The 22,989-nt window shown below is 70.6% G+C and carries 22 protein-coding genes and 1 pseudogene; 10 read left to right on the forward strand and 13 right to left on the reverse strand.

The features are described 5' to 3' along the window. Window positions 1-91: 91 nt before the first annotated feature. The 10 genes and pseudogenes from AOJ26_RS09905 to AOJ26_RS43430 all read right to left on the reverse strand — a co-directional run bounded on the left by AOJ26_RS09905 (window position 92) and on the right by AOJ26_RS43430 (window position 10,002). A complete protein-coding gene (locus AOJ26_RS09905; protein WP_053847851.1) occupies window positions 92-1,123 on the reverse strand; it encodes a GNAT family N-acetyltransferase in 1,032 nt (343 codons plus the stop codon). Next, window positions 1,120-3,096, reverse strand: a complete 1,977-nt coding sequence (locus AOJ26_RS09910) for a DUF4910 domain-containing protein (RefSeq protein ID WP_053847852.1) — start codon at window positions 3,094-3,096, stop codon at window positions 1,120-1,122. The genes AOJ26_RS09905 and AOJ26_RS09910 overlap by 4 nt, the downstream gene beginning before the upstream one ends. Next, entirely contained in the window at window positions 3,089-4,291 is a 1,203-nt protein-coding gene (locus AOJ26_RS09915) for an aminotransferase class I/II-fold pyridoxal phosphate-dependent enzyme (protein WP_324613976.1), read from the reverse strand. Before AOJ26_RS09915 ends, AOJ26_RS09910 begins: the two co-directional genes overlap by 8 nt. 69 nt (window positions 4,292-4,360) lie before the next feature. Beyond that, window positions 4,361-4,876 (reverse strand): annotated as a pseudogene (locus tag AOJ26_RS45055) (class I SAM-dependent methyltransferase); the annotation flags it as partial. A gap of 145 nt (window positions 4,877-5,021) precedes the next feature. Next, on the reverse strand, window positions 5,022-6,242 hold the full coding sequence (locus AOJ26_RS09920; protein WP_053847854.1) for a hypothetical protein: 1,221 nt from the start codon (window positions 6,240-6,242) through the stop codon (window positions 5,022-5,024). A 33-nt stretch (window positions 6,243-6,275) separates the two neighbouring features. Further along, a complete protein-coding gene (locus AOJ26_RS09925; RefSeq protein ID WP_053847855.1) occupies window positions 6,276-7,343 on the reverse strand; it encodes an alkaline phosphatase family protein in 1,068 nt (355 codons plus the stop codon). A gap of 53 nt (window positions 7,344-7,396) precedes the next feature. Beyond that, entirely contained in the window at window positions 7,397-7,558 is a 162-nt protein-coding gene (locus AOJ26_RS43425; RefSeq protein ID WP_159044250.1) for a hypothetical protein, read from the reverse strand. 196 nt (window positions 7,559-7,754) lie between these two features. Next, window positions 7,755-8,576, reverse strand: coding sequence for a metallophosphoesterase family protein (locus AOJ26_RS09930; protein WP_086724101.1), 822 nt, complete (start codon window positions 8,574-8,576; stop codon window positions 7,755-7,757). Window positions 8,577-8,650: 74 nt separating this feature from the next. After that, window positions 8,651-9,655, reverse strand: coding sequence for a nucleoside-diphosphate kinase (locus AOJ26_RS09935; RefSeq protein WP_053847856.1), 1,005 nt, complete (start codon window positions 9,653-9,655; stop codon window positions 8,651-8,653). Between the two features lie 65 nt (window positions 9,656-9,720). Further along, entirely contained in the window at window positions 9,721-10,002 is a 282-nt protein-coding gene (locus AOJ26_RS43430; RefSeq protein ID WP_159044252.1) for a hypothetical protein, read from the reverse strand. Between the two features lie 16 nt (window positions 10,003-10,018). Here AOJ26_RS43430 and AOJ26_RS09940 point away from each other — a divergent pair, with 16 nt between their 5' ends. From AOJ26_RS09940 to AOJ26_RS09955, 4 genes are read left to right on the forward strand one after another with little or no spacing between them, the layout of a single operon-like run. Further along, a complete protein-coding gene (locus AOJ26_RS09940) occupies window positions 10,019-11,323 on the forward strand; it encodes a nucleotidyltransferase family protein (RefSeq protein WP_159044254.1) in 1,305 nt (434 codons plus the stop codon). Next, window positions 11,323-12,309 carry an ABC transporter ATP-binding protein gene (locus tag AOJ26_RS09945; RefSeq protein WP_053847858.1) on the forward strand — a complete coding sequence of 329 codons (987 nt, stop codon included), beginning with the start codon at window positions 11,323-11,325 and terminating at the stop codon, window positions 12,307-12,309. The genes AOJ26_RS09940 and AOJ26_RS09945 overlap by 1 nt, the downstream gene beginning before the upstream one ends. Then, the gene (locus tag AOJ26_RS09950) at window positions 12,306-13,073 is read left to right on the forward strand and encodes an ABC transporter permease (protein ID WP_053847859.1); all 768 of its coding nucleotides are present in this window, start codon (window positions 12,306-12,308) and stop codon (window positions 13,071-13,073) included. Before AOJ26_RS09945 ends, AOJ26_RS09950 begins: the two co-directional genes overlap by 4 nt. Continuing rightward, window positions 13,070-13,924 (forward strand): ABC transporter permease, encoded by an 855-nt coding sequence (locus tag AOJ26_RS09955; RefSeq protein WP_053847860.1) that lies wholly within the window; start codon window positions 13,070-13,072, stop codon window positions 13,922-13,924. The genes AOJ26_RS09950 and AOJ26_RS09955 overlap by 4 nt, the downstream gene beginning before the upstream one ends. A 220-nt stretch (window positions 13,925-14,144) precedes the next feature. Here AOJ26_RS09955 and AOJ26_RS42760 read toward each other — a convergent pair whose 3' ends face one another. Both AOJ26_RS42760 and AOJ26_RS09965 read right to left on the reverse strand, forming a co-directional pair. Then, the gene (locus tag AOJ26_RS42760; protein WP_234358516.1) at window positions 14,145-14,510 is read right to left on the reverse strand and encodes a hypothetical protein; all 366 of its coding nucleotides are present in this window, start codon (window positions 14,508-14,510) and stop codon (window positions 14,145-14,147) included. A gap of 947 nt (window positions 14,511-15,457) precedes the next feature. Then, window positions 15,458-16,054 (reverse strand): TetR/AcrR family transcriptional regulator, encoded by a 597-nt coding sequence (locus AOJ26_RS09965; RefSeq protein WP_053847862.1) that lies wholly within the window; start codon window positions 16,052-16,054, stop codon window positions 15,458-15,460. A gap of 156 nt (window positions 16,055-16,210) precedes the next feature. On the opposite strand from AOJ26_RS09965, the gene AOJ26_RS09970 reads away from it, so the two are divergent. The 5 genes from AOJ26_RS09970 to AOJ26_RS09990 all read left to right on the forward strand — a co-directional run bounded on the left by AOJ26_RS09970 (window position 16,211) and on the right by AOJ26_RS09990 (window position 21,921). After that, window positions 16,211-16,768 (forward strand): (2Fe-2S)-binding protein, encoded by a 558-nt coding sequence (locus tag AOJ26_RS09970; RefSeq protein ID WP_053847863.1) that lies wholly within the window; start codon window positions 16,211-16,213, stop codon window positions 16,766-16,768. Beyond that, a complete protein-coding gene (locus tag AOJ26_RS09975; RefSeq protein ID WP_053847864.1) occupies window positions 16,765-17,757 on the forward strand; it encodes an FAD binding domain-containing protein in 993 nt (330 codons plus the stop codon). The genes AOJ26_RS09970 and AOJ26_RS09975 overlap by 4 nt, the downstream gene beginning before the upstream one ends. Further along, entirely contained in the window at window positions 17,754-19,871 is a 2,118-nt protein-coding gene (locus AOJ26_RS09980; RefSeq protein WP_053847865.1) for a xanthine dehydrogenase family protein molybdopterin-binding subunit, read from the forward strand. The genes AOJ26_RS09975 and AOJ26_RS09980 overlap by 4 nt, the downstream gene beginning before the upstream one ends. Next, entirely contained in the window at window positions 19,864-21,096 is a 1,233-nt protein-coding gene (locus AOJ26_RS09985) for an XdhC family protein (protein WP_053847866.1), read from the forward strand. The genes AOJ26_RS09980 and AOJ26_RS09985 overlap by 8 nt, the downstream gene beginning before the upstream one ends. Before the next feature lie 210 nt (window positions 21,097-21,306). Further along, window positions 21,307-21,921, forward strand: a complete 615-nt coding sequence (locus tag AOJ26_RS09990) for a hypothetical protein (protein WP_053847867.1) — start codon at window positions 21,307-21,309, stop codon at window positions 21,919-21,921. 228 nt (window positions 21,922-22,149) lie between these two features. On the opposite strand, the gene AOJ26_RS09995 is transcribed toward AOJ26_RS09990, so the two are convergent. Beyond that, window positions 22,150-22,320 (reverse strand): hypothetical protein, encoded by a 171-nt coding sequence (locus tag AOJ26_RS09995; RefSeq protein WP_053847868.1) that lies wholly within the window; start codon window positions 22,318-22,320, stop codon window positions 22,150-22,152. A 244-nt stretch (window positions 22,321-22,564) separates the two neighbouring features. Here AOJ26_RS09995 and AOJ26_RS43435 point away from each other — a divergent pair, with 244 nt between their 5' ends. Then, entirely contained in the window at window positions 22,565-22,951 is a 387-nt protein-coding gene (locus tag AOJ26_RS43435) for a hypothetical protein (protein WP_143663539.1), read from the forward strand. Window positions 22,952-22,989 lie beyond the last annotated feature (38 nt).

The following is a 22,989-nucleotide window of genomic DNA, read 5'->3' on the forward strand; positions in this document are numbered from 1 at the left end:
GCCGTCGTGGGCGGCAGTCCGCACGGCAGATGGGTCGGCAGATGGGGGAACAGCCGCAGGGCTTCGCCACGACTGCGAGACAGGTCGAGGTTCACTCAGGGGCGACGCAGGCGTACAGCGGCAGCGGCCTCATGCCGTGGCGTTCCTTCATCGGCCGGTTGCTCCGGCCCCCCTCCACCCATTGCTTGCCCGCCTCGACGGCGGCGCGGATCTCGGTGGCCCACAGGAGGTAGTTGGGGCTGAAGCTGTGGACGGTGGCGTCGCTGGTCCCGCCCACCCACATGTGCAGGCGCTGGTCGTCCAGCAGGACCACCGCGGCCGCCAGTGTCCGTCCGGGCACGTCGACGCGCACGACACGCGCATGGTCGCCGAGGGCCATGACGAAGTCGATGAAGGCGCTCTCGGGATACATGTCCGCGCTGCCGTACTTGGCCGCCGTGCGGCGGGTGAGATCGCAGACGGTGCGCAGGAAGTCCGGCCGGGGGGATTCGACGGACGCCGTGACCCCGGCATCGGCCGCGCGCCGCATGTACTGGCGGATCGTGCGACGCGTCCTGGGTCCCAGGGTCGCGAGATAGTCGTCGTACGTCGCCACACCCTGGAGCGGGAGTTGGAAGCGGGTGACGATCGGGGCCACCCGCCACCCCTTGCGGCGGGCCGCACCGAGCAGCGGGTCACCCTCCGCGACGCTGACGAGGCCCGTGGCTCGTGCGCCGTCCCGGTTCCCCAGCTCCGCCAAGGCGTCCAGCATCGCCGCGAGCACCCGGTCGCGGTGTTCCGTGTTCGTCGCAAGCACCGGGACACGTGTGTCGTAGCAGTACCAGTTGTGTCCGAGGAGCGCCGTGCCGTTCGCTTCGGGGATGCCGACAGCCTGGAGGAAGCCGTACGGGTCGCCCTGTTTGTCGAGGTAGCACGGCAGCACGGCGACGATCCGCCCGGCGTCGACGGCCGTCAGATAGCGGACGGCGGCGTACGGGCTGAGCGGACTGTCCTGGTAGGCGCGCAAGTACGCGGGGGAGTAGTGGACGGGGGCGCCGGCCGAGGCCACCACCCGCTGCCACTGTGCGGTGTCGAGGCTCTTAACGGACTCGTGTACCTCGACCCGGACTTGAGACGTGCTCATGCCGTGTCCCCCTCGTGCGTCCGTCCCGCTCCCGTCGCTGCCGAGCCGTCCGCCCCGAGCACGGCTGCGCCGCCCTCCTCGATCCAGCCGGCCGTGGCCATCGCCGCCAGGAAGCGTTCCCCGAAGCCTGCCGTTCTCGGGCGGACACCGGAGTCCAGTTCAGCGATGAGCATCGCGGCCGCGGCGTCGGCGTTGCCGTCGATGCTTTGGGCGAGGGCCATCGCGGCGGCATAGCAGCCGCCGCGGTCCGCGGTCAGCTCTTGCAGGAGCCACCGGCGGTCCTTCTCCGTCATGGCTGCCATTAGCGCTCGAAGGTTGAAGGGGCCGGGCCAGTTTCTGCGCAGGGCCGGGCCGCGAGGTGACGGCGGTCGCTGTTCCGCGAGACCGTCGTCCGAGGCGGATGACAGGGTGCGGTGCAGCCCGGCAAGGAGTTCCGCCTGTCCGTCGAGGATGCGCGGGTTCGCGCCGAGGGGGCGCAGCGTGTGCAGGGCGTCCCGGCCGTAGTGCCAGCGGCGGGTGAGCCGGGCGACGGCCCACCGTTCAGGGTCCGGCCCGTCGGCGGGCGGCAGGCAGGCGGTCATACGCCGGGCCGTCCAGCGGGTCAGGAGTCGGGCGATGAGGTCGGCGTCGCGTTCGTCGGCCGTCGCCACGACGGCGGCCGCGGACGCCGCGATCGCTGCGGACCTTTGCAGCTCCTGCGGATCGACCTTGTCGATCGAGTCGGCACCGGAGTGGTTGAACCGGTCGGGCCAGTGCCCCAGTTGTACGGCGGGGCAGCCGATCGCCCGGTCGGCGAGGATCGCGTGGTCGGAGGCGCCGACGAAGGGTGTCGTACGCCAGGCCCAGGTGTCGCAGCCGACGGCACCGCTGTAGGAACGCGCGGCGGGCGGAAGGGCTCGCACGCATGCTTCGACCAGGGCGTTGGCGTAGTGCGGGAGGTACTCCGGGGCGTACTCGACGATCAGCGGGCCGCCACAACGGCGTTGGTCCTCACCCACCATGTCGAGGTTGACCGCCATCGCGGGGAGCTGTCGGATGCCTTCCTCGACCGCCTGGTGGACGTAGGCGGCCAGGCCCACGAACTCCGGTGCCCATACGAACCGGACGGGACGACGCAGCGGCCGTGCCGCCAGCGCGCGCCCGGCCGCCAGTGCCGCGGCGACACCCGAGGCGTTGTCGTTGGCCCCCGGGGCCGGATGGCACAGGTGGGCGCTGAGCAGACACGCGTCGCCTGCTTCCTCCCGGCCGGACGGGGTACGGGCGACCACGACCGGCATCCGCCGGGGACCGGTGTCGACGTCGACGAGCACCCGGGCCCGGATGCCCCGCCGGTGCGCACGCAGGAGCTCGTCCAACTGGGCTGGGAGCACGCTGAAGCCGAACAGGCAGCTGCCGCCGGGCAGTTCGACGCGGCCCGACTGCTCGATGCCGTCGGCATGGACCGTCACGCAGAACCCGCGTGCCTTCTCGGCCTGCATCCGCGTGAACAGATCGGCGCCGAGGCCGGCCGCCGGCCCGACGAGGACGAGTGCGCCCGGCGGCCAGCGGGAATCCTGCGGCACCGCGAGCGGCACCTCACCCTCCGCAGCCGCCGAGTTCGCGGCGAGGGCATAGGGCTGTGCCGGGTAACTGACAAGCGGGGGAGCGCCGTTGAGCGACAGATGCGCGGCGCGTGGTGTCCAGGACGAGGGAGCGGTGTACGTCCACCACGCGGTTCTGCCGTCCGCGGGCAGACTGAGCACCTCGATGTCGGCCAGCCCCACGCGCTCCGCCTCGCCCGCGACGAACTCGGCCGCCTCGGCGATCCCCGCCGATCCCTGGTAGCGGTCCCATCCGGCCAGCCGGGCCACCCATCCCATCGCCTCGACGGCGTCGATCTCGTGGTGGATGCCACCGACCAGACCGCTCAGGCCGCCTGGACCACTGAGGCTGTTCGAAAGGCCCGGAGAGCTCACCTCACCGAGGTCACGCATGCAGTCCGCCCCGGGTGAAAGCCGCACGGAAGGCCGTCAGCCGAGCGTCCGACAGCGGAACGGAGATCTTGAAGATCGAGCCACTGCCTTCCGCGTCCGACAGCTCCCGATCAGCACCACCTGCATCCCGCGGGCGGCGACTTGCGACCTGCCTTCCTGAGCCCTGCATGTCCTGCCCCTGTACCTCTTTGACACGGAGCCCGAACCGCTCAAGCACGGCTCTGCCCGCGTCGTGCGCCGGTGCGGTCACCCATGGCAGACAGGTATCTCCCTCCGTCACCGCGAGGCCCGCACCCCGCAGCAGCGTCGTGACTTCCGGTTTCACCTCGGCGATCCTGGCTCGCAGGCCGGCGAAGATGTCGCCCTGCGCCAGCAGGCGGAGGGCGACCGTCAGTCCGAAGCCGCTTGCGCCCAGCGGTGGCAGGACTTCCCGCAGCCGCCCGGTCAGCACGGGCGCGGCGACCGCGAACCCGACCCTGAGCCCGCCGCAGCAGTAGCCCTTGGACATGCTGCGCAGGACGATCAGGTTGTCGTGCTCGGCGACCGCGGGGACACAACTGGCGTCCGGCCCGGCGTAGACGGCGTAGGCCTCGTCGAGGACCACCGTCGTGCCGCGTGCGCGGGCGGCCCGCGCGATCTCGTCCAGCGTCTCTCTGCCGTACAGGTCCCCGGCGATCGTCGGGCGGTCGAGCACGAGGACCGAAGGGGCGTGCCGGTCGAGGTCGGCCGTCAGATTCCCGGGCCGGGTCACGATCGCCTCACTGCCCAAGCGCGCGGCCCAGCGCGGCAGGTCGGGGTGCCCGCCGCTCAGGTACAGCACGGGACCCGGCTGGGCCAGGGCCGCGCACGCGTGCAGCAGACCGGTGGCTCCGGTCCCGGCTGTCACCGTGTCCGGGGGCAGTTCGAGGCCGAAGTGTTCGGAGAGCACCGGCGCGGCCTGTGCGGCGGCGTAGGGGTCGGTCACGTGATAGGCCCGTGCGACGCCGGAGCTGACTGTCCGGAAGGCGCGGTCGACCGAGGGCTGGACGAAGTCGATCTCGTCGGGCGACCAGCGCAGGTCCACGAGATCCCCGGGAACGACCGCGTCCGCCGGTCCTGGCGCCGCGGGTTCCGTGCGCCTTCCGGCGGGGGGCTCTTCCCACCTCTTGATCGCGGTGGTGTCTGCGGCCTGGGGATTGCGGGCCACGAACTGCACGTAGCGAGTCGTGAGTGCGGCTTGGCGGCCGACGGTGAAGTCGGCGTCGGCGCGCTCGATCTCGAAGCCGGCGCGGACCAGCAGGTCCCGTACCTCGGCGGGCTGGTAGAGCCGAACGTCATCGTGGACGATCACCGGTTCCGCGTCCCCGCGCCGCACCTCGATCGAACCGGTGCTGCGGCCGCACACCACGCGGTAGTCACGGCGGAAGACGGCCAGCAACCCCTCGGTCTCGAAAGTGGCTTCGGGTACGTAGTGGCTCGCGATCGTCAGGACGTTGGAATGGTCGAGCACGAGGAGCCCGCCGGGGACGAGCGCCCGGCGGGCCTCCCGGAGCAGCCTCAACTGCTGGGCGTCACTGCCCCAGCCGAAGGACTGCACACAGACGATCGCGTCGAACTCGCCCACCGGCCAGCTCTGTTCACGCAGCAGGTCGAGGTGCAGCCACTCCACCTCCACTCCGGCCGCGGCCGCCGACTGCGCGGCCTGCCGCAGGGCCCACGCACCCACGTCGACACCGGTGACGCGGAACCCCCGCCCTGCCAGGGCCATCGCATGCCGGCCCGTACCGCAGCCCAGGTCGCCGACGCGTCGAGGACGTCAGCCAGGTAGTCGGCCTCCGCAGTCGTGCGCTCGGCGGTGTACTCATGGGCCGCCACCGCCCAGAACTCCTCACCGAAGAAGTCCTGGTACCAGGAACGGTGTGCGTCGCCGCCCCGTGCCCCAGGGGTCATACGGCGTCCGCCCGCAGCGCCTCCTGCCGGTGGAGGAAGCCGCAGACGTCGCAGAGGCCGGCGGGGTTGGGCATGCCCTCCATGAGGAGGTACCTGCCCTCGCAGACCCGGCACACGTCGTCCACCACCGGCAGCAGGCTGCGCTGCACGTTCTCGAAGGCGTTGAACAGGTAGTAGTCGATGCCCGGCCACAGGTCGTACAGGTGGTCGGCCATCGCATAGGCCAAGGAGCGTTCGTCGGAGCCGGTGGTGAAGCGGCCCGGGGCGCCCTGCCGGTTGAGCTCCGGCGCGACGAGTTCGAGGTAGAGGGTCAGTTCCTTCTTGGTGATCCGGTAGAGCGGGAAGACGTACCGCAGATCGCCCAGTTCCCGGACGGGAATGCCGCCCATCCGGTAACCGGTGGTGAACCAGGTGACCATGCTGGCCACCAGGTCGTCGGCGTTGAAACCGAAGGCGACGACCGAGGCTCCGGCGCGCCCGGCCTCCCGCTCCAGCATGCGGCGCAACACCTGGTGACCGATCACCATGTTCATGTTGCGGTGCTCGCCGGCGACGACTCTGTTCATCACGTCGACGAACGGCTCGCGCAGCTTGAACAGTTCGGCCACGTCGTCGGCGGTCACGATCGTGTGATCCAGGCCGAGTCCCTCGCAGGCGTCCAGCGCGATCTGGAAGGTCGCCGGCTCGTCCCAGTCGGGCAGGCCGGTGATGGTGACGGCGGTCATCTCCGTCTCGGGCCAGCGGCCCCGTGTGCGTTCGAGCAGCTTGAGGTAGGCGACGCTGTCCCGGCCACCTGACAGCCCGATGACCGCGCGGTCCCCGGCCCGCATGGTGCCACCGGCGACGATGCTCTGGACGAAGGTCTCCTCGACGTACTGCACGAACGTCTCGGCGGTGAGCTGCTCGGTGCGGCGTTCCAGGGTTCCGCCGTGGTCGAACAGGACGGACTTGGAGTACACGGGATCCGGCGCGGCATAGACCTGCTCCTTGGGCTTGCGCAGCACGTCGAGGTCGTAGTGGCGCACCTGCCGGACCTCGACGACCTCGTCGGCCTCGACGACGACCGCGGATTCGGGGATCACCGTCCCGTTCCGGTAACAGAGCACCGCGTTGGCCGGGATGCCGTGCAGACGCAGGACATCGAGGAGCTTCTGACCCGGTACTGCGTGCAGGGTTTCCGAACCACCGGTCTTGTTGCGGAACACGACCGTGCTCACGGCATCTCCTGTTCGTCTGGGCGGAGTTGGGGCCTATGTGTCCTGGGCGAGCGGTGCGTTCCAGGCCGCGAGGGGGACGAGCATCTCGTCGTCGCTGAGGGAGCCGTGCTCCCAGGCGACGGTGGGGTCGGGCACGGGGAAGGCCGCGGAGGTGGCGAGGGCGACCACCGCGCCGATGCGCTCGCGGACGGCGGGCGTCGCATCGAGCAGCCCGCGTGCGTCCAGGTCGTCGGGGGTCAGGACCAGCGCGTGGTCACCGAGTGCGTCGCCCAGGGCGGCGGCGAGCTTCCCCTCGTGCCCGGGCAGGGGGTACATCCACCGGACGCGGCCGGCGCCGCCGCTGGGCATCCGGCAGTGCGCGGGGGAGTCCAGCCGGGCCCAGGCATCCAGGAGCCCGGCCTGCGGTGCGACCGGGACCTGGCCGTGGTCGGCGTGCGCGAGCACGCTCCATCCGGCGTCGGCCCAGCGGCTCGCCGCCGTGTCCAGCAGCCGCAGGGACGCGTGCAGGCGGTCGTCGTAACCGTGCATGTGGATGTGGTCGTCGAGGTTCACGTACGCCCACACCAGGAACGGCACCTCGGACGGATGCCTGAGGACGGCTTCGACCTCGCGCACGGTCCTTTCGACAACGGCGACGGAATCGGTGTCGAGTACCGTCGCCGGCGACGGCACGACCTGGGCGCCGTGCAGCAGCGCCGCGGCCCACTCCCCGGTCAGCCGCTCGAGTTCGGCGCCGACCACGAAGGCGTCCCCGCCCGCCTCCACGACGCGGTCGAAGAGGGTGGTACCGCCGTGCAGCAAGGGTTTCCCGCACGGTGGGCAGGGGCCGAAGGCGTACGTGTCGCCGCTGACGAGGTGGGTGACGCAGTCGGCTCCCGGCGCTCGGTACACCATGCCGAGGGCGCCGTGCCGGGAGGGCGCCGCGCCGGTGACGGCGGTCAGCCAGGCGGTGGTCGAGGTGCTCGGGAACGTCGAGCGCAACGGGCGTGTCCTGGCGTGGGCGAGTGCCGCCTCCGCGACGCCGTACGACAGGCCGTCGAGGGCCAGGACGCACAGTCCGCAGGGTGCGGCGCTCAGGCACCGTTCGACGATCTCGGGCACCGCACGCAGGCCGGCGGACGCTGTCGCACGTCCGCCGACACGGGACGCCGTGCTCAGAAGTTCGGCACGCAGTCGGTGCAGGTGGTGCGGAACTTGCTGACGTGCACCGCCTGACGGTCCGTGATCATGCGCTCGATGAGGCGCGGCAGCAGCATCACCGGCGCGGGTGTCGAGGTGGTGGTCGTCTTCGGTGCGGGTTGTGGAGCTGTTTGCATGGTTCCTCCTGCTCATTGGACAGCGCGAGAGAAAAGTGCGAAACAACTTTCAACTTTTGCGCGAACAGGTCAACACACGGTGAGTTGGTCTGTCAATACCGGCCGGTTTTATAATCACGCCAACTCCTGCTTTATTCAGGGAAGTTGACAAAACGGCAACAATGAAAACCCCGCGCGACGGAGGCGACGGCAGCCGTCATTCGACAAAGATCAGAGATTCCGCCTGCGCGACGATCTTTTCCGGTACGGGTGGGTTCATCAGCGTGTCGACATAGCGCTCGGCGTCCGGGTCCGCGGCCAGGCGGGCACGGGCGACGGCGTCCGAGACGTCGTAATGGGTGGTCCTCAGCTGGACGTCGGGGCCCAGCAGGGCCCAGTACGCGGTACCCGGCTCGGCCGAGTGGTACGGCAGCCCGACGCTGCCCGGGTTGACGCTGCGCAGGCCCGCCACCACGCGGTCGAACTGGAGGTGCGTGTGCCCGGTGACCAGGACGCGGGTGTCGAGAGCGGCGGACAGGCTGGTGAACCGCTCCGAGGGCGTACCCGGGGTGACCAGTTCGTGGTCACTGCGCGGTGAGCCGTGGCAGAAGTGCACCGGGCCGAGGCCGTCGATCTCGACCACGACGGCGAAGGGGACGCGGGTGAGGAAGCCGATGGCCTCGGGCGAGTGCTGGGCCGCGATCCACGACTGACGGGGCGTGCCGGCCACCCGCTCGGCCGTGCCGATCTCGGCGGCGTACCGGTCGGCGTTGCCCCGCACGCACAGGGCACGCTCGCCCAGCGCGAGGATGCGCTCGTACGTCTCCTGCGGTTGCGGGCCCCACGTCAGGTCGCCCAGGAGGACGACGAGGTCGGCCGTCGCGACATCCGGCTCGGCCAGCACGGCTTCGAAGGCGGGGATGTTCGCGTGGATGTCGGAGAGCACGGCGACGCGTGCCACCGGCCCGTACCGGTGCACCGGGCCTTCCCAGCTCGCCGGTCCGTACAGCGTGACCCCGTCCTGCGTCGAGTCGTCCATCGGTGATCTGGCCTTTCCGGGCGGTCCTGGGCGGTCCTGGGCGGTCCTGGCGCGGGATGAGCGGGCAGGGGCGGTCACTGGTCCGCGGCGACGGAGGCGGCGGGCGTGGTGACGTGAGCGGGCGGCTCGGCGGTCGTGGAGTTCTTCGTGCCCTGGGCAACCGGTGCGGCGTTCGTGGACCGGGCGGTCCGGGGGTGGTTCAGCCGCGTACCGGGAGGCGGGCCGATCAGCGCCGTGCCCTCGGACGGCAGGCCGTCCACCAGTTGCGCGGCGAGCACTATGCGGTCCCACAGCGGGAGCCCCCCGTGGTCCTCGGCCAGCTCTTCCACCCGGGCGAGGAGCTCCATGGAATCGGTGCTCGCCGGTGACGTCGAGCCGGGTGGCGGCGTCAGGGGGAGGGCCGGATGGGCGGCGCAGAGCCGGCGTGCGGCAGCGACCACGTCGAGGGTCCGTCCGGGGGACGGCTCGCCCTCCAGCATCGCCCATGCCCCCTCCCGGCGCCTCGCGGGCAGCAGGACGCCCATCTCGCGGATCAGATCGGCGGCATCGTCCGGCGCGTGCAGGAAGTTCAGGCACATGAGCTCGCAGCCGAGCGCGCCGCGCAGTGACGTGCCGCCCGTGTCCCGGTTCTTGGACGATCCTTTGAGTTCGCCGAGCCGTTCGGCTGCTGTCCCGCCCGTCCGCTGCGGACCGTGGGTGTCGTACAGCGCGACGAAGAGACAGGGCGGTCCCGACTCCAGGATCATGTCCACGGCCCGGATGACGGCCAGCGGCGCGGCGTTGATCTGGTAGCGCCACAGCTCGCGGCAGACGCGCGCGTCGACCCGGACCTCCAGTGCGCCGAGCGGCTCGAAACCGTGACCGGCCAGCAGGTCGAGGGCGGGCTCGATGCGGCGTCCGACGACGGCATCGGGCTTGAACATGACGAAGGTGGTACGGCCGAGCGTCCGCTCGTTGTCGCGCGCGTCCCGCCCGTCCAGCAAAGCGGCCATCTCGCGGAAGTAGACGTCGTCCGGATAGGTCCGGCGTCGTACCGGGTCGCGGGTGAAGGGGGCTTGCAACCACTGGTCGACGGCCATGATCCTCCGACTCTCCGCTCGGCCGAATCCTGTGCACCCATGGGGCGACTCGCGCCAACTGGGCTTCACGCGCAGCGATTTGCACCGTTGTCATGCGGCATCCGGAGCAATACGCTGAGGCTAACTTCCCATACCGAACACATCAAGGAGGGCCCCATGAGCGTCGCCTTCAAGAAAGTGACGGTTCGCCCGAAGCCGGGCAAGTAAGCGAACGGTGTCGATGCGATCGGGATCCGCTCGACCGGATTTCCGGTGAAGATCCTGATCGCGTCCTCCGCTTCTCGTCCCGATATTTCGCCTTCATTCGATTCGCGTCGCTCTTCCGAACCCAACCAGAACTCGCTCACCAGGGCGGTGTCCGCGGTGACTGAAGCAACGACCGGTATCGAGGTAACGACCGACACGGTGCTCGCCTTGCTGGAGGCCGGGCCGCGGGCTGCTCGTGACACCGTGCTGCGTACGGCTCGCGACGGTCGGCACAAGCTCGCCGGCACCCTGCTGAGCCTGTGGGCCGCTGACGGTGAGCAGCTCACGGACGACGAGGCGGTCGAGCTACGGCTGGCCGAGGAGCGCGTGGAGAGCTACCGCCGGATCTGGAAGCGGCTCCAGGAACACGCGCCCGATGCCTTCCTTCTGAAGGGGGCGACGATCGCCGCCCTCTACCCGCCGGGAGTGCTGCGCTCGGCGGGCGACCTCGACGTCATCTGCCCTCGCCACGCCGATCTGTGGGCCTGTGCCCGCCATCTGTCCGACACCGGCTGGGAGTTGGAGGCCTTCACCGTGGGGCCCGCCCACCCTGGCGACACCGTGTCCCCCCACCTGGGCGCGGAGTTCCGCAAGCCGGCACCCGGACCGGGCCAGGACCCTTTTGCCGTAGGGCTGTTCACCGCCGAGATCGTCACGGACGTGCACGGGCCGGCCCGGCAGCTCGCGCGCCCGCCGGGTTCCCTGCTCGCCGCGAGCACCGTCGCCCTGGTGGCCGAGCGGTGGGAACGCCCCTTCCGGTCCCGTGACTTGCTCGACCTGGTCCTGCTCCTGCGGGCGCTGGACGACCAGGGTGTACGACAGGTGCGCGCCGACCTCGACAAGGCCGGCCTGTGGCCGGAGTGGCGGGAGGCGATGCGCCGGGTCAACCGCCTCGGCTGGCGGCCCGCGATCGTGCTGCCGCACACCCGGGCGGCGGCAGTACGCGTACGGCTGCTGCGGTCGGCGCGTGCAGTGCTGCGCTGGAGCAACCCGGTGCGCGCGGTGGCCTTCGCCGCGCAGGCCGGCATAGAGGGCCGCGGGGGCCGCCTGTCCGCCCTCGCCTCCGACCTGGTGCACCGCCGGCCCGGTGCGCGACGACTGCTCTCGGCGGGGGTGCCGCTGTTCGGGGTGCCGTTGGGCGCCGGCGTCGGCACGGCTGCGAGCGGACCCGCCGGTGCTGATCCGGACGGCTCCATGGGCTCCATGGACGAAGCGCCGGACGCCGAGCCGGTCGAGCAGCTGCGGCTCGACGATGTCGGCCGGCATCTGGTCGCGCGGACCCCGCTGGGTTCCTTCCTGCTGGTGTCCGGCGCCGCCCGCGAGGAATGGCTGGAGGAGGCGGCCGGCCGGTCATCCGGCCCCTCAGCCGCACCCGAACCACTCGAGAAGAGGACCTCTTCGTCCGTGCGAACGGGAGCGTGATGCGCGACAGTGGCAATCGGTCGGACGGTGCGCATCTGGCCGTCGACACCCGGCGGCTGAGGCGGGAGTACCGCGCGCGGCGCGGCCCGGCGGTCACCGCCCTGGACGATGTCTCGATCGAGGTGGAGCAGGGGGAGGTGCACGGACTGCTCGGCCCGAACGGGGCCGGCAAGAGCACCCTGATGAAGATCCTCTCGACGGTGCTGCTGCCGACTTCAGGAAGCGCGTACGTACTCGGCCATGACCTGGTGACGGAGTACCGGCGGATCCGGCCACTGCTCGGCATCGTCTTCGGTGGTGAACGCGGGCTCTATCCGCGTTTGACGGCCCGTCAGAACCTGCGTTACTGGGCCGCGTTGTACGGCATGTCCACGAAGAAGGGCCTGGCCAGGACCGACGCGTTGCTCGACGAACTCGGCCTGGCCGAACGGGCCGACGACCGCGTGGAGACCTACTCGGTCGGCATGCGCCAGCGTCTGCATCTCGCCCGGGGAATCATCGGTGATCCGCGCGTCCTGCTGCTCGACGAACCCACCAACGGCCTGGACCCGCTGGCCGCCCACCAGTTGCGCGAGCTGATCCGGCGACTCGCCGGGGAAGGCCGGACCATTCTCCTCGCCACGCACGACCTGGCCGAGGCGGAAGTGCTCTGCGACCGCGTCACCATGATCAATCACGGCCGGGTGATCGCGGCGGAGGCGCCGAAGAACCTCGCGCGGCTGATGTCGCGGCAGGAACGCGTCCGGGTCCGCGCCGATGCCGGCCTGCTCGACCGGGTGCGCGCCCTGACCGGCGTACTTGGCGTGGAGCCGGCCGGCGATGGCACGGCGGTCATCTCCGTCGACGGTCAGGAGGCCGTCAGCACGGTGCTGGCCTTCGTGGTCGCCGAGGGTGTGACCGACGTACGCACGGAGCTGCCCGGTCTCGAAGAGGTCTACCTCCAGCTCGTTCACCACAACCAGCAGCGCAGCGTGGTGAACCGGTGACCCTGCTTGCCGCGGCCGGACGCTTCCAGGGCCGACTGGTGCTGACCCACCGCGACTACCTCATCGACCTGGTGCGCACACCCCTGCTCGCCGTCGTGTTCCTGCTGCTGATCCGGCACAACGACCGGCCGGACCTCCTCGCGTACGGGCTGCTCGCACCGGTGCTGATGGGTGTGTGGAGCATGGCGATGCTCATCTCCGGGGAGGTCGTCGACAGCGACCGGTGGCTCGGCACCCTGGAACTCCAGATCGCGGCGCCGGCCGGCTTCGCCAGGGTGGTGCTCAGCAGAGTCTGGGTGACCACGGCGATCAGTCTGCTGACCGTGGTGGAGGTCGCCGCCGTCGCGATCCTGGGCTTCGGCATCGTTCCCGACGTACCGCACCCGTTCGTCTTCCTGATGGGCCTCCTGGCCACCGCGGTCGCCACCGCCGGATCCGCCACCCTCATGGCCGCCCTGTTCGTGGCGACGCGCACCGCCCGCACCTTCCAGAACTCGCTGAGTTATCCGGTACTGCTGCTGGGCGGAGTGTTCACCCCCCTGGACCGGTTGCCGGAATGGACGCACCCGATCGGCCGGCTGCTCTACCTTTCCTGGAGCTCCGACCTGCTGCGCGACGCGCTGAACACGGCCCCCGTCACCTCGGCAGCCTGGCGCACCGGTGCCGTCCTCGGCCTCGGGCTGCTCACCGGGCTCGGCGGCCGACTGCTTCTCGGCAGGGTCGTACGGCTGGTGCGCGAGAACGGAACGGTGGGACTGGCATGAGCGCCACGGACGCCTCGGCCACCGCGACGGGCGACCATGCGCCCGCCGCATCGAGCGGCTTCGCTCGCCGTCTCCGGATACTGGGCTGGGCGGCACGCGCCGGAGCCGCCGACTACGGAACGGTCTTCACCTGGAAGACCTGGCTGCTCGGCTGGTTCGTGCGGATGCTCGCCCAAGTGCTGTTCTTCACCACCATCGGCGAACTGCTCGGCCCCGGCCAGGCCCGCTATCTGCTCATCGGCAACGCCGTGGCGCTGGTCGCGCTGCACGGCGTCTTCGCGACCGCCTCCACCACATGGGAACTGCAGAACGGCACCCTGCCGCTGCTGGTCGCCTCGCCCAGCAGCCCTTCGCTGGTCCTGCTCGGCCGGAGCCTGTTCTGGCTCCCGGACGGCGTGGCGTGCGGCCTCGGCGCGATACTCATTCTCGCGCCCGTCGCGGACCTCCATCTGAGCGTCGCCAGAGTTGCCCTGCTCGCCGCCCTCCTCGTTCTCGTCGCGACGACGAGCTACTGTCTCGGCCTGTTCCTGGGCTCCCTGGTGCTGACCGCTCCGGACCTGCGCAACGTGGTGTCGAACGCCGCGTTCACCGTGATGATGATCGTCTGTGGCCCCGAGGTCCCGGCAAGCGCCGTCGGTCCGCTGCTCGGCCGCATCGGCGACTTCCTGCCACTGACCCATGGCCTCCTCGCGATCCGTGAGGTACTGGCCGCGAAAGCGGGCGCCCACACCGCCGTGCTGGCGGGCTGGGAGACACTCATCGGGGCGTGCTGGCTCGCGGCGGCCGTCACGGCACTGACCTGGCAGGCCCGCCGCAGCCGTCGCGACGGGGCGGCCCTCTTCCTGACCTGACGCACCCGTGCCGGTGAGCCGCTGGGCGGCGAGGCTGACGCCAGTGCGGCCTGCCGGAGCCGGGTCAGCCAGGATGATGCCCTGTTTGTCGGCGACGACGACGTGGCCGCGCCTGCTGATGGCCGTGTCCGGCGGAGCACGAGCGGGCGAGGGGGCCTCCGGAGCGTGAACATGCGTGAGTCCCGGGAGGTCTGCTCTCTCCCGGGACTGTCGCGACACCTTACGGGGTGACGATGACGGAGTTGAACGGGGTGAGGTCGACGTCCGACCAGGAACCTTCATAGAAGGTCCAGTCGCACTCTTCGCCGTTCGATCCCCGGCACAGCAAAAACTTCCAGTCGTCCGTCTGATTGTTGAACACAGTGTGGACGCCGACCTGGTTGTAGAGCTTGTGAACCCCTCGGGACCAGTACTGGTCGGTCACGCCACCGCTGCTGTTGGGTCCCCCGTAGATGCACGCGGCGCCGGACGGACAGCCGGCGGGGGCCGCCGATGCCGGCGACGCCGACAATGCTCCCGTGCCGAGCGTCAACAACGCGGTTGCGGCTACCGCTACGACCCTTCTCCGGATCGGCGTACGCATCATGCATGCCTCCTCAATCGTTGCGGAACGGACGACGTGCGGCAGATCTGACGCCGGGGTGAGCCCGGCGCCTTGACGGACGGCGACACAGTGCCGGGCTGGCCCAAGTCACCGGAGTTGTGATTACCGGCCGTTGCGGAGCGCCAGCGGCTGTACGCGTAGGTGTGCGCGCTGGACCCAGGGACCCATGCGTAGTTGGACCAAGGGATCGGTCGGAGAGATGACGTGCGAAGAATGGACGACATCCGATGCTCGCATACCTCGACAGCCCCCTTCCGGGTGTCAACGTGGTGTGCCAGGCGAGTGCAGTCGAGCTGCAGAGGGGTGTCCCCTACGGAGGGCCGGACATGCCTCTGCAGCAGGCGGTGATCCGGGTGTGCAGGACTCAAGGCTGATGGTCTGGGAGTTGTGGCGCAGCGGCAGAACTGTGAGCGGTGTTCAGGTCTCCGGCCGGACTGGTCTCGCTGACGGTACGAGGGCGTCGACCGTTTGGCCGCCGCTTCCCGGGCGTCAGAAAGAAGGAGACCTCCGCGGTGCTCTGTCGTGTGCACAGCACGGATGTCTCCCTCCCCGTCGTGAACGGTGTCGGTGAGGCTGTGTCAGGCTCGCACGGGGAAGGCGGTGCAGCCATGTGTTTCGGCTACGGCCGAAATCCCGGTTGAATCGCCCTGCCCACCCGGCCGTCCAAGCACGGCGGCGCGTTCGTCTTGAACCCCCTGGGCACGGTCAAGTGTCCGCCGACACCTGTACGTGCGGGGGAGTGGACGGTCCGCCCGAGCGTGGCCGGCAGTCGTTGGAACCATGCCCGCGCGTGCGGAGCTGCCGGGGATCGGCCCCACGGCTGAGCACGAGATGAGCGCAGCAAGCAACTGCTTACGGCGCGGGCGCGGCGTTGGTCCCGACGCGGGCCGCACCAAGTCACGAGGCGCCGGCGCCTACCGTCGGCTTGATCAGCCGGACAGGTCCCGGCGGCCGGGCGCCCCCGCGCGTAGTCCGTCCATGACGATGTCCAGCAGGCGTGTCGCCTGGGGCTGCCAGTCGTCGTGCGGGGCGAGCTGCCACAGGCCGGCGATGGCCAGCATGAAGTCGTCGGCTGTGAGGCCGGGACGGATCGTGCCGGCTTCCTCGCAGGCGTGGAGCAGGAGGTCGGCAGCGTCGGTCACCGGGGTGTGGCCTGGTTTCGCCGCCTTGCCGGACGAGGTGCTCAGGGCCTGGCGGATCGCCTCCGCCAGGCCGGCCTTGGTCATCGCGAACTGCGCGAGGTGGTCCATCCACGCTCTTAGCGCGCGGTCGGGTTCCATGGTCTCCAGCAGCTCGGTCGCGCTGTCGGCGATCTGTTGTACGCCGTGGCGGTAGAGCTCGAGGACGAGGGTCTCGCGGTTGGGGAAGTTCCGGTAGAACGTGCCCTGGCCGACGCCCGCCTTCTTGGCGATCGTGCTCAGCGGGGTGTCGGCGGCCCGGGACAGCTCGGCGAGGGCCACTTCCAGAATGCGTTCGCGGTTGCGTTGCGCGTCCGAGCGCAGGTGCGGGTCGTTCCTGTGCCGCACGCGTCCTCCTCGCCGGCTCGTGTCCGAAAGCGGCCCTTGAGAACCGGACAGTTGTCCACTACCTTCGAGCCGATAGCGGACAGCTGTCCGCTTGAGTTCACTCTAGCGTCGGACTGACGCCCCGACGTGTCCGGGACACGTGAAAGAAGGCTGAACATGGCCCCAGCCCCCTCGTCGACGTCCAGCGACATCACCCTGAACATCAACGGGGAGAAGCACAGTCTGCCCGTCGACCACCGCACCACCCTGCTCGACGCCCTGCGTGAGCGCCTCGACCTGACCGGGACCAAGAAGGGCTGCGACCAGGGGCAGTGCGGAGCCTGCACGGTACTGCTCGACGGACGCCGGGCGGTGTCCTGTCTGCAACTCGCCGTGGCCGCCGACGGACGCGAGATCACCACCGTCGAGGGCTTGGCCGACGGCGAGCGACTGCACCCGGTGCAGCAGGCGTTCCTCGACCTGGACGGCTACCAGTGCGGCTACTGCACCCCCGGCCAGATCTGCTCGGCCATCGCGGTGATCGAGGAACACGCGGCCGGCTGGCCCAGTGCCGTCACCGACGACGTCCGCCCCGAGGCCGGACCACCACCGCTGAGCGCCGAGGAGATCCGGGAACGGATGAGCGGGAACCTGTGCCGCTGCGGCGCGTACGTGTCGATCGTCCAGGCCGTGGCCCGGGCGGCGGAAGCGAAAACCGAGGAGGCGGCGGCGTGAGGGAGTTCGCATACGACCGGGCCCTCGACGTCTCCGGGGCCCTGGCCCTGCTGGACGCCGACCCCGACGCCCGCTTCCTCGGCGGCGGCACCAACCTCGTCGACCTTATGAAGACCGGCGTCGAGCGGCCCACCCGCCTGGTCGACGTCCGCGAACTGCCCCTGGACGGCATAGAGGTGACGGCGGACGGCGGCCTGCGCATCGGCGCCACCGTCACCAACAGCGACCTCGCCGCCCACCCCGAAGTCCGCCGCCGCTACCCGGCGTTGGCACAGGCGGTACTGGCCGGCGCCTCCGGCCAGCTCCGCAACATGGCCACCGTCGGAGGAAACCTGCTCCAGCGCACCCGCTGCGGCTACTTCACCGACGTGACCAAGCCCTGCAACAAGCGTGTGCCCGGCAGCGGTTGCCCCGCGATCGAGGGCGAGCACCACAACCACGCCGTCCTCGGTGCCTCCGAGCACTGCGTGGCCATCCACCCCTCGGACATGGGCGTCGCGCTGACCGCCTTCGACGCGGTCGTGTCGTACCAAACCGCCGACGGCCCCGGCACCTTGCCCCTCGCCGACTTCTACCTGCCGGTCGGGGACACCCCGCACCGCGAGACCGCGCTGCCGCCGGGCGCGCTGATCACCCACGTCACCCTGCCGCCCGCTCCGGTGGCTGCCCGATCCCGCTACCGCAAGGTGCGCGAGCGGGCCTCGTACGCCTTCGCCATCGGCTCCGTCGCCGCCGCGCTCGACGTGCGGGACGGCCTCGTACACGACGTACGCCTCGCCTTCGGGGCGGTCGCGTCCCGGCCGTGGCGGGCGACGGCGGCCGAACGCGTCCTCACCGGCGCACCTGCCGACGCCGAGACCTTCGCCGCAGCCGCGGACGCCGAACTCGCCGCGGCGAAACCGCTGCCGCACAACGCCTACAAGGTGACCCTCATGCGCAACCTCGTCGTGGCCGTGCTGACCGAACTGACCGAGGAGGCGGCCCGATGACCACCACCCCCACGGCACGCCAGAACGCCGTCGGTACCGCGCACACCCGCGTGGAGGGCCGCGACAAGGTCACCGGAGCCGCCCGCTACGCCGGTGAGATCCCGTTCGCCGACCTCGCGTACGGCTGGCTGGTGCTCTCCACGATCACCCGCGGCCGCATCCGCTCCATCGACACCGCCGATGTCCTCGCCATGCCCGGCGTAATTGCCGTCCTGCACCACGGCAACGCCCCGCGGATCGAGACGGACTACGTCGGTGTGCTGGGCGTTCCGGACCCGACCGCGGCCGTCTTCCAGCACGACAGGGTGCCGTACGCCGGCTGGCCGGTGGCGCTGGTCGTCGCCGACACCTCCGAACGGGCCCGGGAGGCCGCCGAAGCGCTGGTGGTGCACTACGAACAGGAGCCGCACGACGTCGACTTCACCGGCGAGCACCCCGACGCCTACCCGCTCGACAGCCATGGCCCTGCGGTGATCGAGAACGGCGACCTGGAGGCCGAACTCGCCGCGTCCGCCGTGGTCGTGGACGCCGAGTACACCACCCCGGAAGAGCACCACACCATGATGGAGCCGCACGCGGCGACCGCTCGCTGGGACGGCGGCCGTCTCGAAGTCGTCGACTCCAACCAGGGCACCTTCTGGATCGCGAGCGAACTCGCGCAGATGTTCTCGCTCGACCCGTCGGCTGTCCGGGTGCGCTCCGAGCACGTCGGCGGCGGCTTCGGCAGCAAGGGCCTCCGCGCACACCAGGTGGCCGCCGTCATGGCCGCGACCGAGCTGCAGCGCCCGGTCCGCGTGGTCATGACCCGCCGTCAGATGTTCTCCCTCACCGGCTACCGCAGTCCCACCCGGCAGCGGCTGCGGCTCGGCGCCGATGCCGACGGCCGGCTGCGCGCGCTGGAGCACCGTTCCCTCAGCGCCACCTCCACCGTGCACGAGTTCATCGAATCGGCCGCCGGCCCCGCCCGGACCATGTACGGCGCCGACGCGCACCACACCGCCAACCGGCTGGTCCGCCTCGACGTGCCGACCCCGACGTACATGCGCGCGCCGGGCGAGGCACCGGGGTCGTTCGCACTGGAGTCGGCGATGGACGAACTCGCCGAGAAGTGCGGCCTCGACCCGATCGAACTGCGCGCCCGCAACGACCCCGCGGCGGGCCCGGTGTCCGGGCTGCCGTTCAGCGGCCGCAACCTGATCGCCTGTTTCCGGGAAGGTGCCCGCAGGTTCGGCTGGGCCGACCGTGACCCGCGCCCCGGCCTGCGCCGCGAGGGACGCTGGCTGCTCGGCACCGGCACGGCTGCCGCATCCTTCCCGGCGGGTGCCGGACCGTCCACCGCGGCCGTGACGGCGGAGGCGGACGGCACCTTCACCGTGGGAGTCAACGCCGCCGACATCGGCACCGGTGCCCGGACCGCCCTCACCCTGATCGCCGCCGACGCCCTCCAGACCGCGACGGAACACGTCCGGGTGCGCATCGGCGACAGCGACCTCGGCCCGGCGTTCATCGCCGGCGGCTCCATGGGCACCCGCTCCTGGGCCTGGGCGGTCATGGCCGCCGCGAAGGAACTGCGAGAGAGGCTCGCCCTCGGCGCCGACATCCCGCCGGAGGGGATCACCGTACGGTCCGACACCACGGAAGCCCTCGGCGCGCTCGCACAGATGGAACGGCACTCCTTCGGCGCCCAGTTCGCCGAGGTCGCCGTCGACCCCGCCACCGGCGAGGTCCGGGTGCGCCGCATGCTCGGCATCTTCGCGGCCGGCCGGATCGTCAACCCGCTCACCGCCCGCAACCAGTTCGTCGGCGGCATGACCTGGGGCATCTCCATGGCCCTGCACGAGGAGGCGGTCCGCGACCGCGCCCTCGGCAGCCACTACGGCGCCGACCTCGCCGGCTACCACGTCGCCTCCCACGCCGACGTTCCGGCCATCGAGGCGGACTGGATCGACGACCCGGACCCCGACGACCCGGTCGGCATCAAGGGCATCGGCGAGATCGGCACCGTGGGCGCCGCCGCGGCCATCGCCAACGCGGTCTGGCACGCGACCGGCGTACGCCACCGGAACCTGCCGATCCGCCCCGACCGCGTCCTGACGGCAGGCGTCCGTGCTTGACCTCGCCGGGGACCTGCACCGCTGGATGGAGGAGGGCCGCGCGTTCGCCGTCGCCACCGTCGTGGCCGTGGGCGGCAGCGCCCCGCGCGGCCCCGGCGCCGCCCTCGCCGTCGACAGCGAGGGCACGGTCATAGGCTCCGTCTCCGGCGGCTGCGTGGAGGGAGCGGTGTACGACCTGTGCGTCCAGGCGCTCCAGCACGGCGACACGGTCGTCGAACGGTTCGGATACAGCGACGAGGACGCCTTCGCGGTCGGGCTGACCTGCGGCGGAATCATCGACATCATGGTCACCCCGGTCGGCACCGACGCGCCTGGAAGGCCGGTGCTCCGGTCGGCCCTGTCGGCTGCCGTCCGGGGCGAACGGGCAGCCCTCGCCCGCGTCGTACGAGGCCCCGCCGATCTCCTCGGCACGGCCCTGCTGGTGCGGCCGGGCGAAGCGGTGGGGGAGCCGTCCCGGCCCTCCCGGGCGAGCTCGTACGAAGGCGGACTCGGCGGGCACACGGAACTGGACCGAACGGCGGCCGGTGAAGCCCTCGCCATGCTGGACGCCGGCCGCACCGGCACGGTCGAGCTGTCGGCGGACGGCTCGCGCTGCCCCGACGGACTGACCTTGCTCATCGAGTCGGTTGCGCCTGCGCCTCGCATGATCGTCTTCGGGGCGATCGACTTCGCCGCGGCACTCGTACGGGTGGGCAAGTTCCTCGGCTACCACGTCACCGTGTGCGACGCCCGCCCCGTCTTCGCCACCACGACCCGCTTCCCCGAGGCCGACGAAGTCGTCGTCGACTGGCCGCACCGCTACCTGCGCCGCACCACGACCGACGTGCGCACGGTGCTGTGCGTGCTCACCCACGACGCCAAGTTCGACGTGCCCCTGCTGGAAGCGGCCCTGCGGATGCCGGCCGCGTTCGTCGGCGCGCTGGGCTCACGGCGTACGCACGCCGACCGGGAAAGACGGCTGCGGGAAGCGGGTCTGACCGACGGGGAGTTGGCCCGGCTGAGGTCGCCGATCGGCCTCGATCTCGGTGCTCGCACACCCGAGGAGACGGCCCTGTCCATCGCGGCGGAGATCATCGCCACCCGACGGGGCGGAACGGGCACGCCCCTGACCGGGTCGGGGGGACCGATCCACCATGACGAGGAGACACATGGCGCGGGTAGGAGGTCAGGCCCGTGGACGCGGAGCACCGCACCGGTGCGCACGTCCATGCCTGGCTTTCGGTAGTGGCCGGCCATACGCTGCGACATACGTGTGGGCCGTAGGGTCCTAGCCGCCCCGCGCACGGCCGACGCTCGGTCCTGACGTCGCCGTCTCCGGAGCGGGCCAGGCGCACTGAGCCCACGGCACAGCGTTCTTCGAGTCGGCGACCTGCTCATCGCCGCCGCTCCGGGACGGGGGAGAGCGAGTCAGCGGACTCACTGAGACGATGCCTCGGTGAACTCTTTCTCGTATGACCGCATCGGTCCTGGTCATGACCGGACGGATCTCTCGGAGCCCAGGCAGGCCGAACCCGGTGAGTGGCCGAAGTTCGAGGCCGCGCTGGCTGTGGTCAATCGCGACGTGACGGCGACCCTGCCAGGTCAGGACGCGCTGATACTGATGGTCGCCCCGTCCTGGCAGCAGCCGCTGGCCGCAAGCGGGATCGACAGGGGACTGGTCCATGTGGCGATGCCGGACGGCCGTTGGCAGGGCAATGCGCTGAACGCGGTCGACCTCGCGGAAGGCGAGCCGCCGGAGCCGGATGACGCGATGACGGCCCTGACGCTGGTCGCGGAAGCGGCGCAGGAGACCGTCATGGAGCTGCTCTGGCAGGTGTGGCCGGTCTGCCGGGAGCACAAGATCGGGATGCACGTCCGTCCGGCAGGGACCGCTGACGACTGGTGCGGGGGCGAGGCGGTCGTGTCGGACCCGGTGGTGTGGTGGTGCCGTGGCGGCCGGGACGGCTCGGGACACGACGTCTCCCTGGTGGGCGAGTTGGCCGCCACGCTGCCGGGAAAGGAGCGTCGCGCACTGCGGCGCAGCGAGCGTGGACGGGACAGTGGCCAATAGCGGAGTGGACGGCCGCACAGTTCGTCGGTTGCCCACTGCCGGCTTCGGCCGCTGCCCATGCCCGGGTTGAGCGGGCGTGGTGGAGATGAGCGCGGTGCAGTACGACCCGCCCGGCGGTGACGACCGATCGCGGTATTCACACCGTTGTACGACGGAGTTGACCTGATGCGCGACATGTCTGTGGCTCCGGACAAAGCCGGAGCCACAGACATGTCGCTGCTTGGCGGGTTACCAGCGATACCAGCGTCCCTTGCGGCCGCCTGAGTCGGCGGAGCGCAGGACGAAGCCCAGCAGCCAGACGACCAGCACGATGACGGCGAGCCACCACAGTGCCTTCAGGGCGAAACCCGCACCGAAGAGGAGCAGAGCCAGCAGAAGAACGACAAGCAGGGGAACCATAGTTATCAACCTCCGTCGCTCCTCGTGCCCGGCAAATGCCAGAACACACAGTCGATTTCCTTGGTTTCTCCACTGCTCGTGCGGGCACTGGACTCTGTTTCTTCACGGCGCCCACGTCGCCGTTGGAGTACGTCACACGTGTGTCTGACGGCACCGGTGCCCAGGCGGCTCGGGCCACTCTCGGGCAACCCGCGCACTCGCTGACTGGTGCGTCGCTGTCAGTACGGTCGTCTATGTTCAGCTCATGACATCCACGGACAGTCCTGCGTTCGAGCGTGCGTGGACTCGCTTTGCGTCGTGGCTGCAGGCGAACTCGCCCGTTGATCACGCCATGCTGCGAGGGCCTGCGGTCCCCGAGCGGCTCATCGAGTTGGAGTCGCGGCTCGGCTTCGGTGCGTTCGGTGTTGTTGCGGGCCGCAGCGATGCCGCGCAGGCGGAACTGGAACTCAGGGTTGCGGGCGATGGCCTGCAGCAGCCGCGCGTGGCTGGTGACAAGGCTCCATCTGTGGGACGGCTGGTCCCTGGCCTCCGTCCGCGTTTCGCGCCGACTGCTCTCGCAGGAATGTGCCGGAAATCGGATTCTTCCTTGAATCGTCTTGCCTGTGCATGTCATGTGAAGATGTCGTGTTGAGGAAGGTAGGCTCGTCATTCAAAGTTGCGTCTCCCGAT

The sequence above is a fragment of the Streptomyces sp. NRRL B-24085 genome (assembly GCF_001282115.1).
Taxonomy (GTDB): Bacteria; Actinomycetota; Actinomycetes; order Streptomycetales; family Streptomycetaceae; genus Streptomyces.

Coding starts and splice junctions, on each gene's coding strand:
- AOJ26_RS09905 (WP_053847851.1), bottom strand. CDS start 1,123: ATGAGCACGTCTCAAGTCCGGGTCGAGGTACACGAGTCCGTTAAGAGC.
- AOJ26_RS09910 (WP_053847852.1), bottom strand. CDS start 3,096: ATGCGTGACCTCGGTGAGGTGAGCTCTCCGGGCCTTTCGAACAGCCTC.
- AOJ26_RS43425 (WP_159044250.1), bottom strand. CDS start 7,558: ATGCAAACAGCTCCACAACCCGCACCGAAGACGACCACCACCTCGACA.
- AOJ26_RS09930 (WP_086724101.1), bottom strand. CDS start 8,576: ATGGACGACTCGACGCAGGACGGGGTCACGCTGTACGGACCGGCGAGC.
- AOJ26_RS09935 (WP_053847856.1), bottom strand. CDS start 9,655: ATGGCCGTCGACCAGTGGTTGCAAGCCCCCTTCACCCGCGACCCGGTA.
- AOJ26_RS09945 (WP_053847858.1), top strand. CDS start 11,323: ATGCGCGACAGTGGCAATCGGTCGGACGGTGCGCATCTGGCCGTCGAC.
- AOJ26_RS09955 (WP_053847860.1), top strand. CDS start 13,070: ATGAGCGCCACGGACGCCTCGGCCACCGCGACGGGCGACCATGCGCCC.
- AOJ26_RS42760 (WP_234358516.1), bottom strand. CDS start 14,510: ATGATGCGTACGCCGATCCGGAGAAGGGTCGTAGCGGTAGCCGCAACC.
- AOJ26_RS09970 (WP_053847863.1), top strand. CDS start 16,211: ATGGCCCCAGCCCCCTCGTCGACGTCCAGCGACATCACCCTGAACATC.
- AOJ26_RS09980 (WP_053847865.1), top strand. CDS start 17,754: ATGACCACCACCCCCACGGCACGCCAGAACGCCGTCGGTACCGCGCAC.
- AOJ26_RS09995 (WP_053847868.1), bottom strand. CDS start 22,320: ATGGTTCCCCTGCTTGTCGTTCTTCTGCTGGCTCTGCTCCTCTTCGGT.
- AOJ26_RS43435 (WP_143663539.1), top strand. CDS start 22,565: ATGACATCCACGGACAGTCCTGCGTTCGAGCGTGCGTGGACTCGCTTT.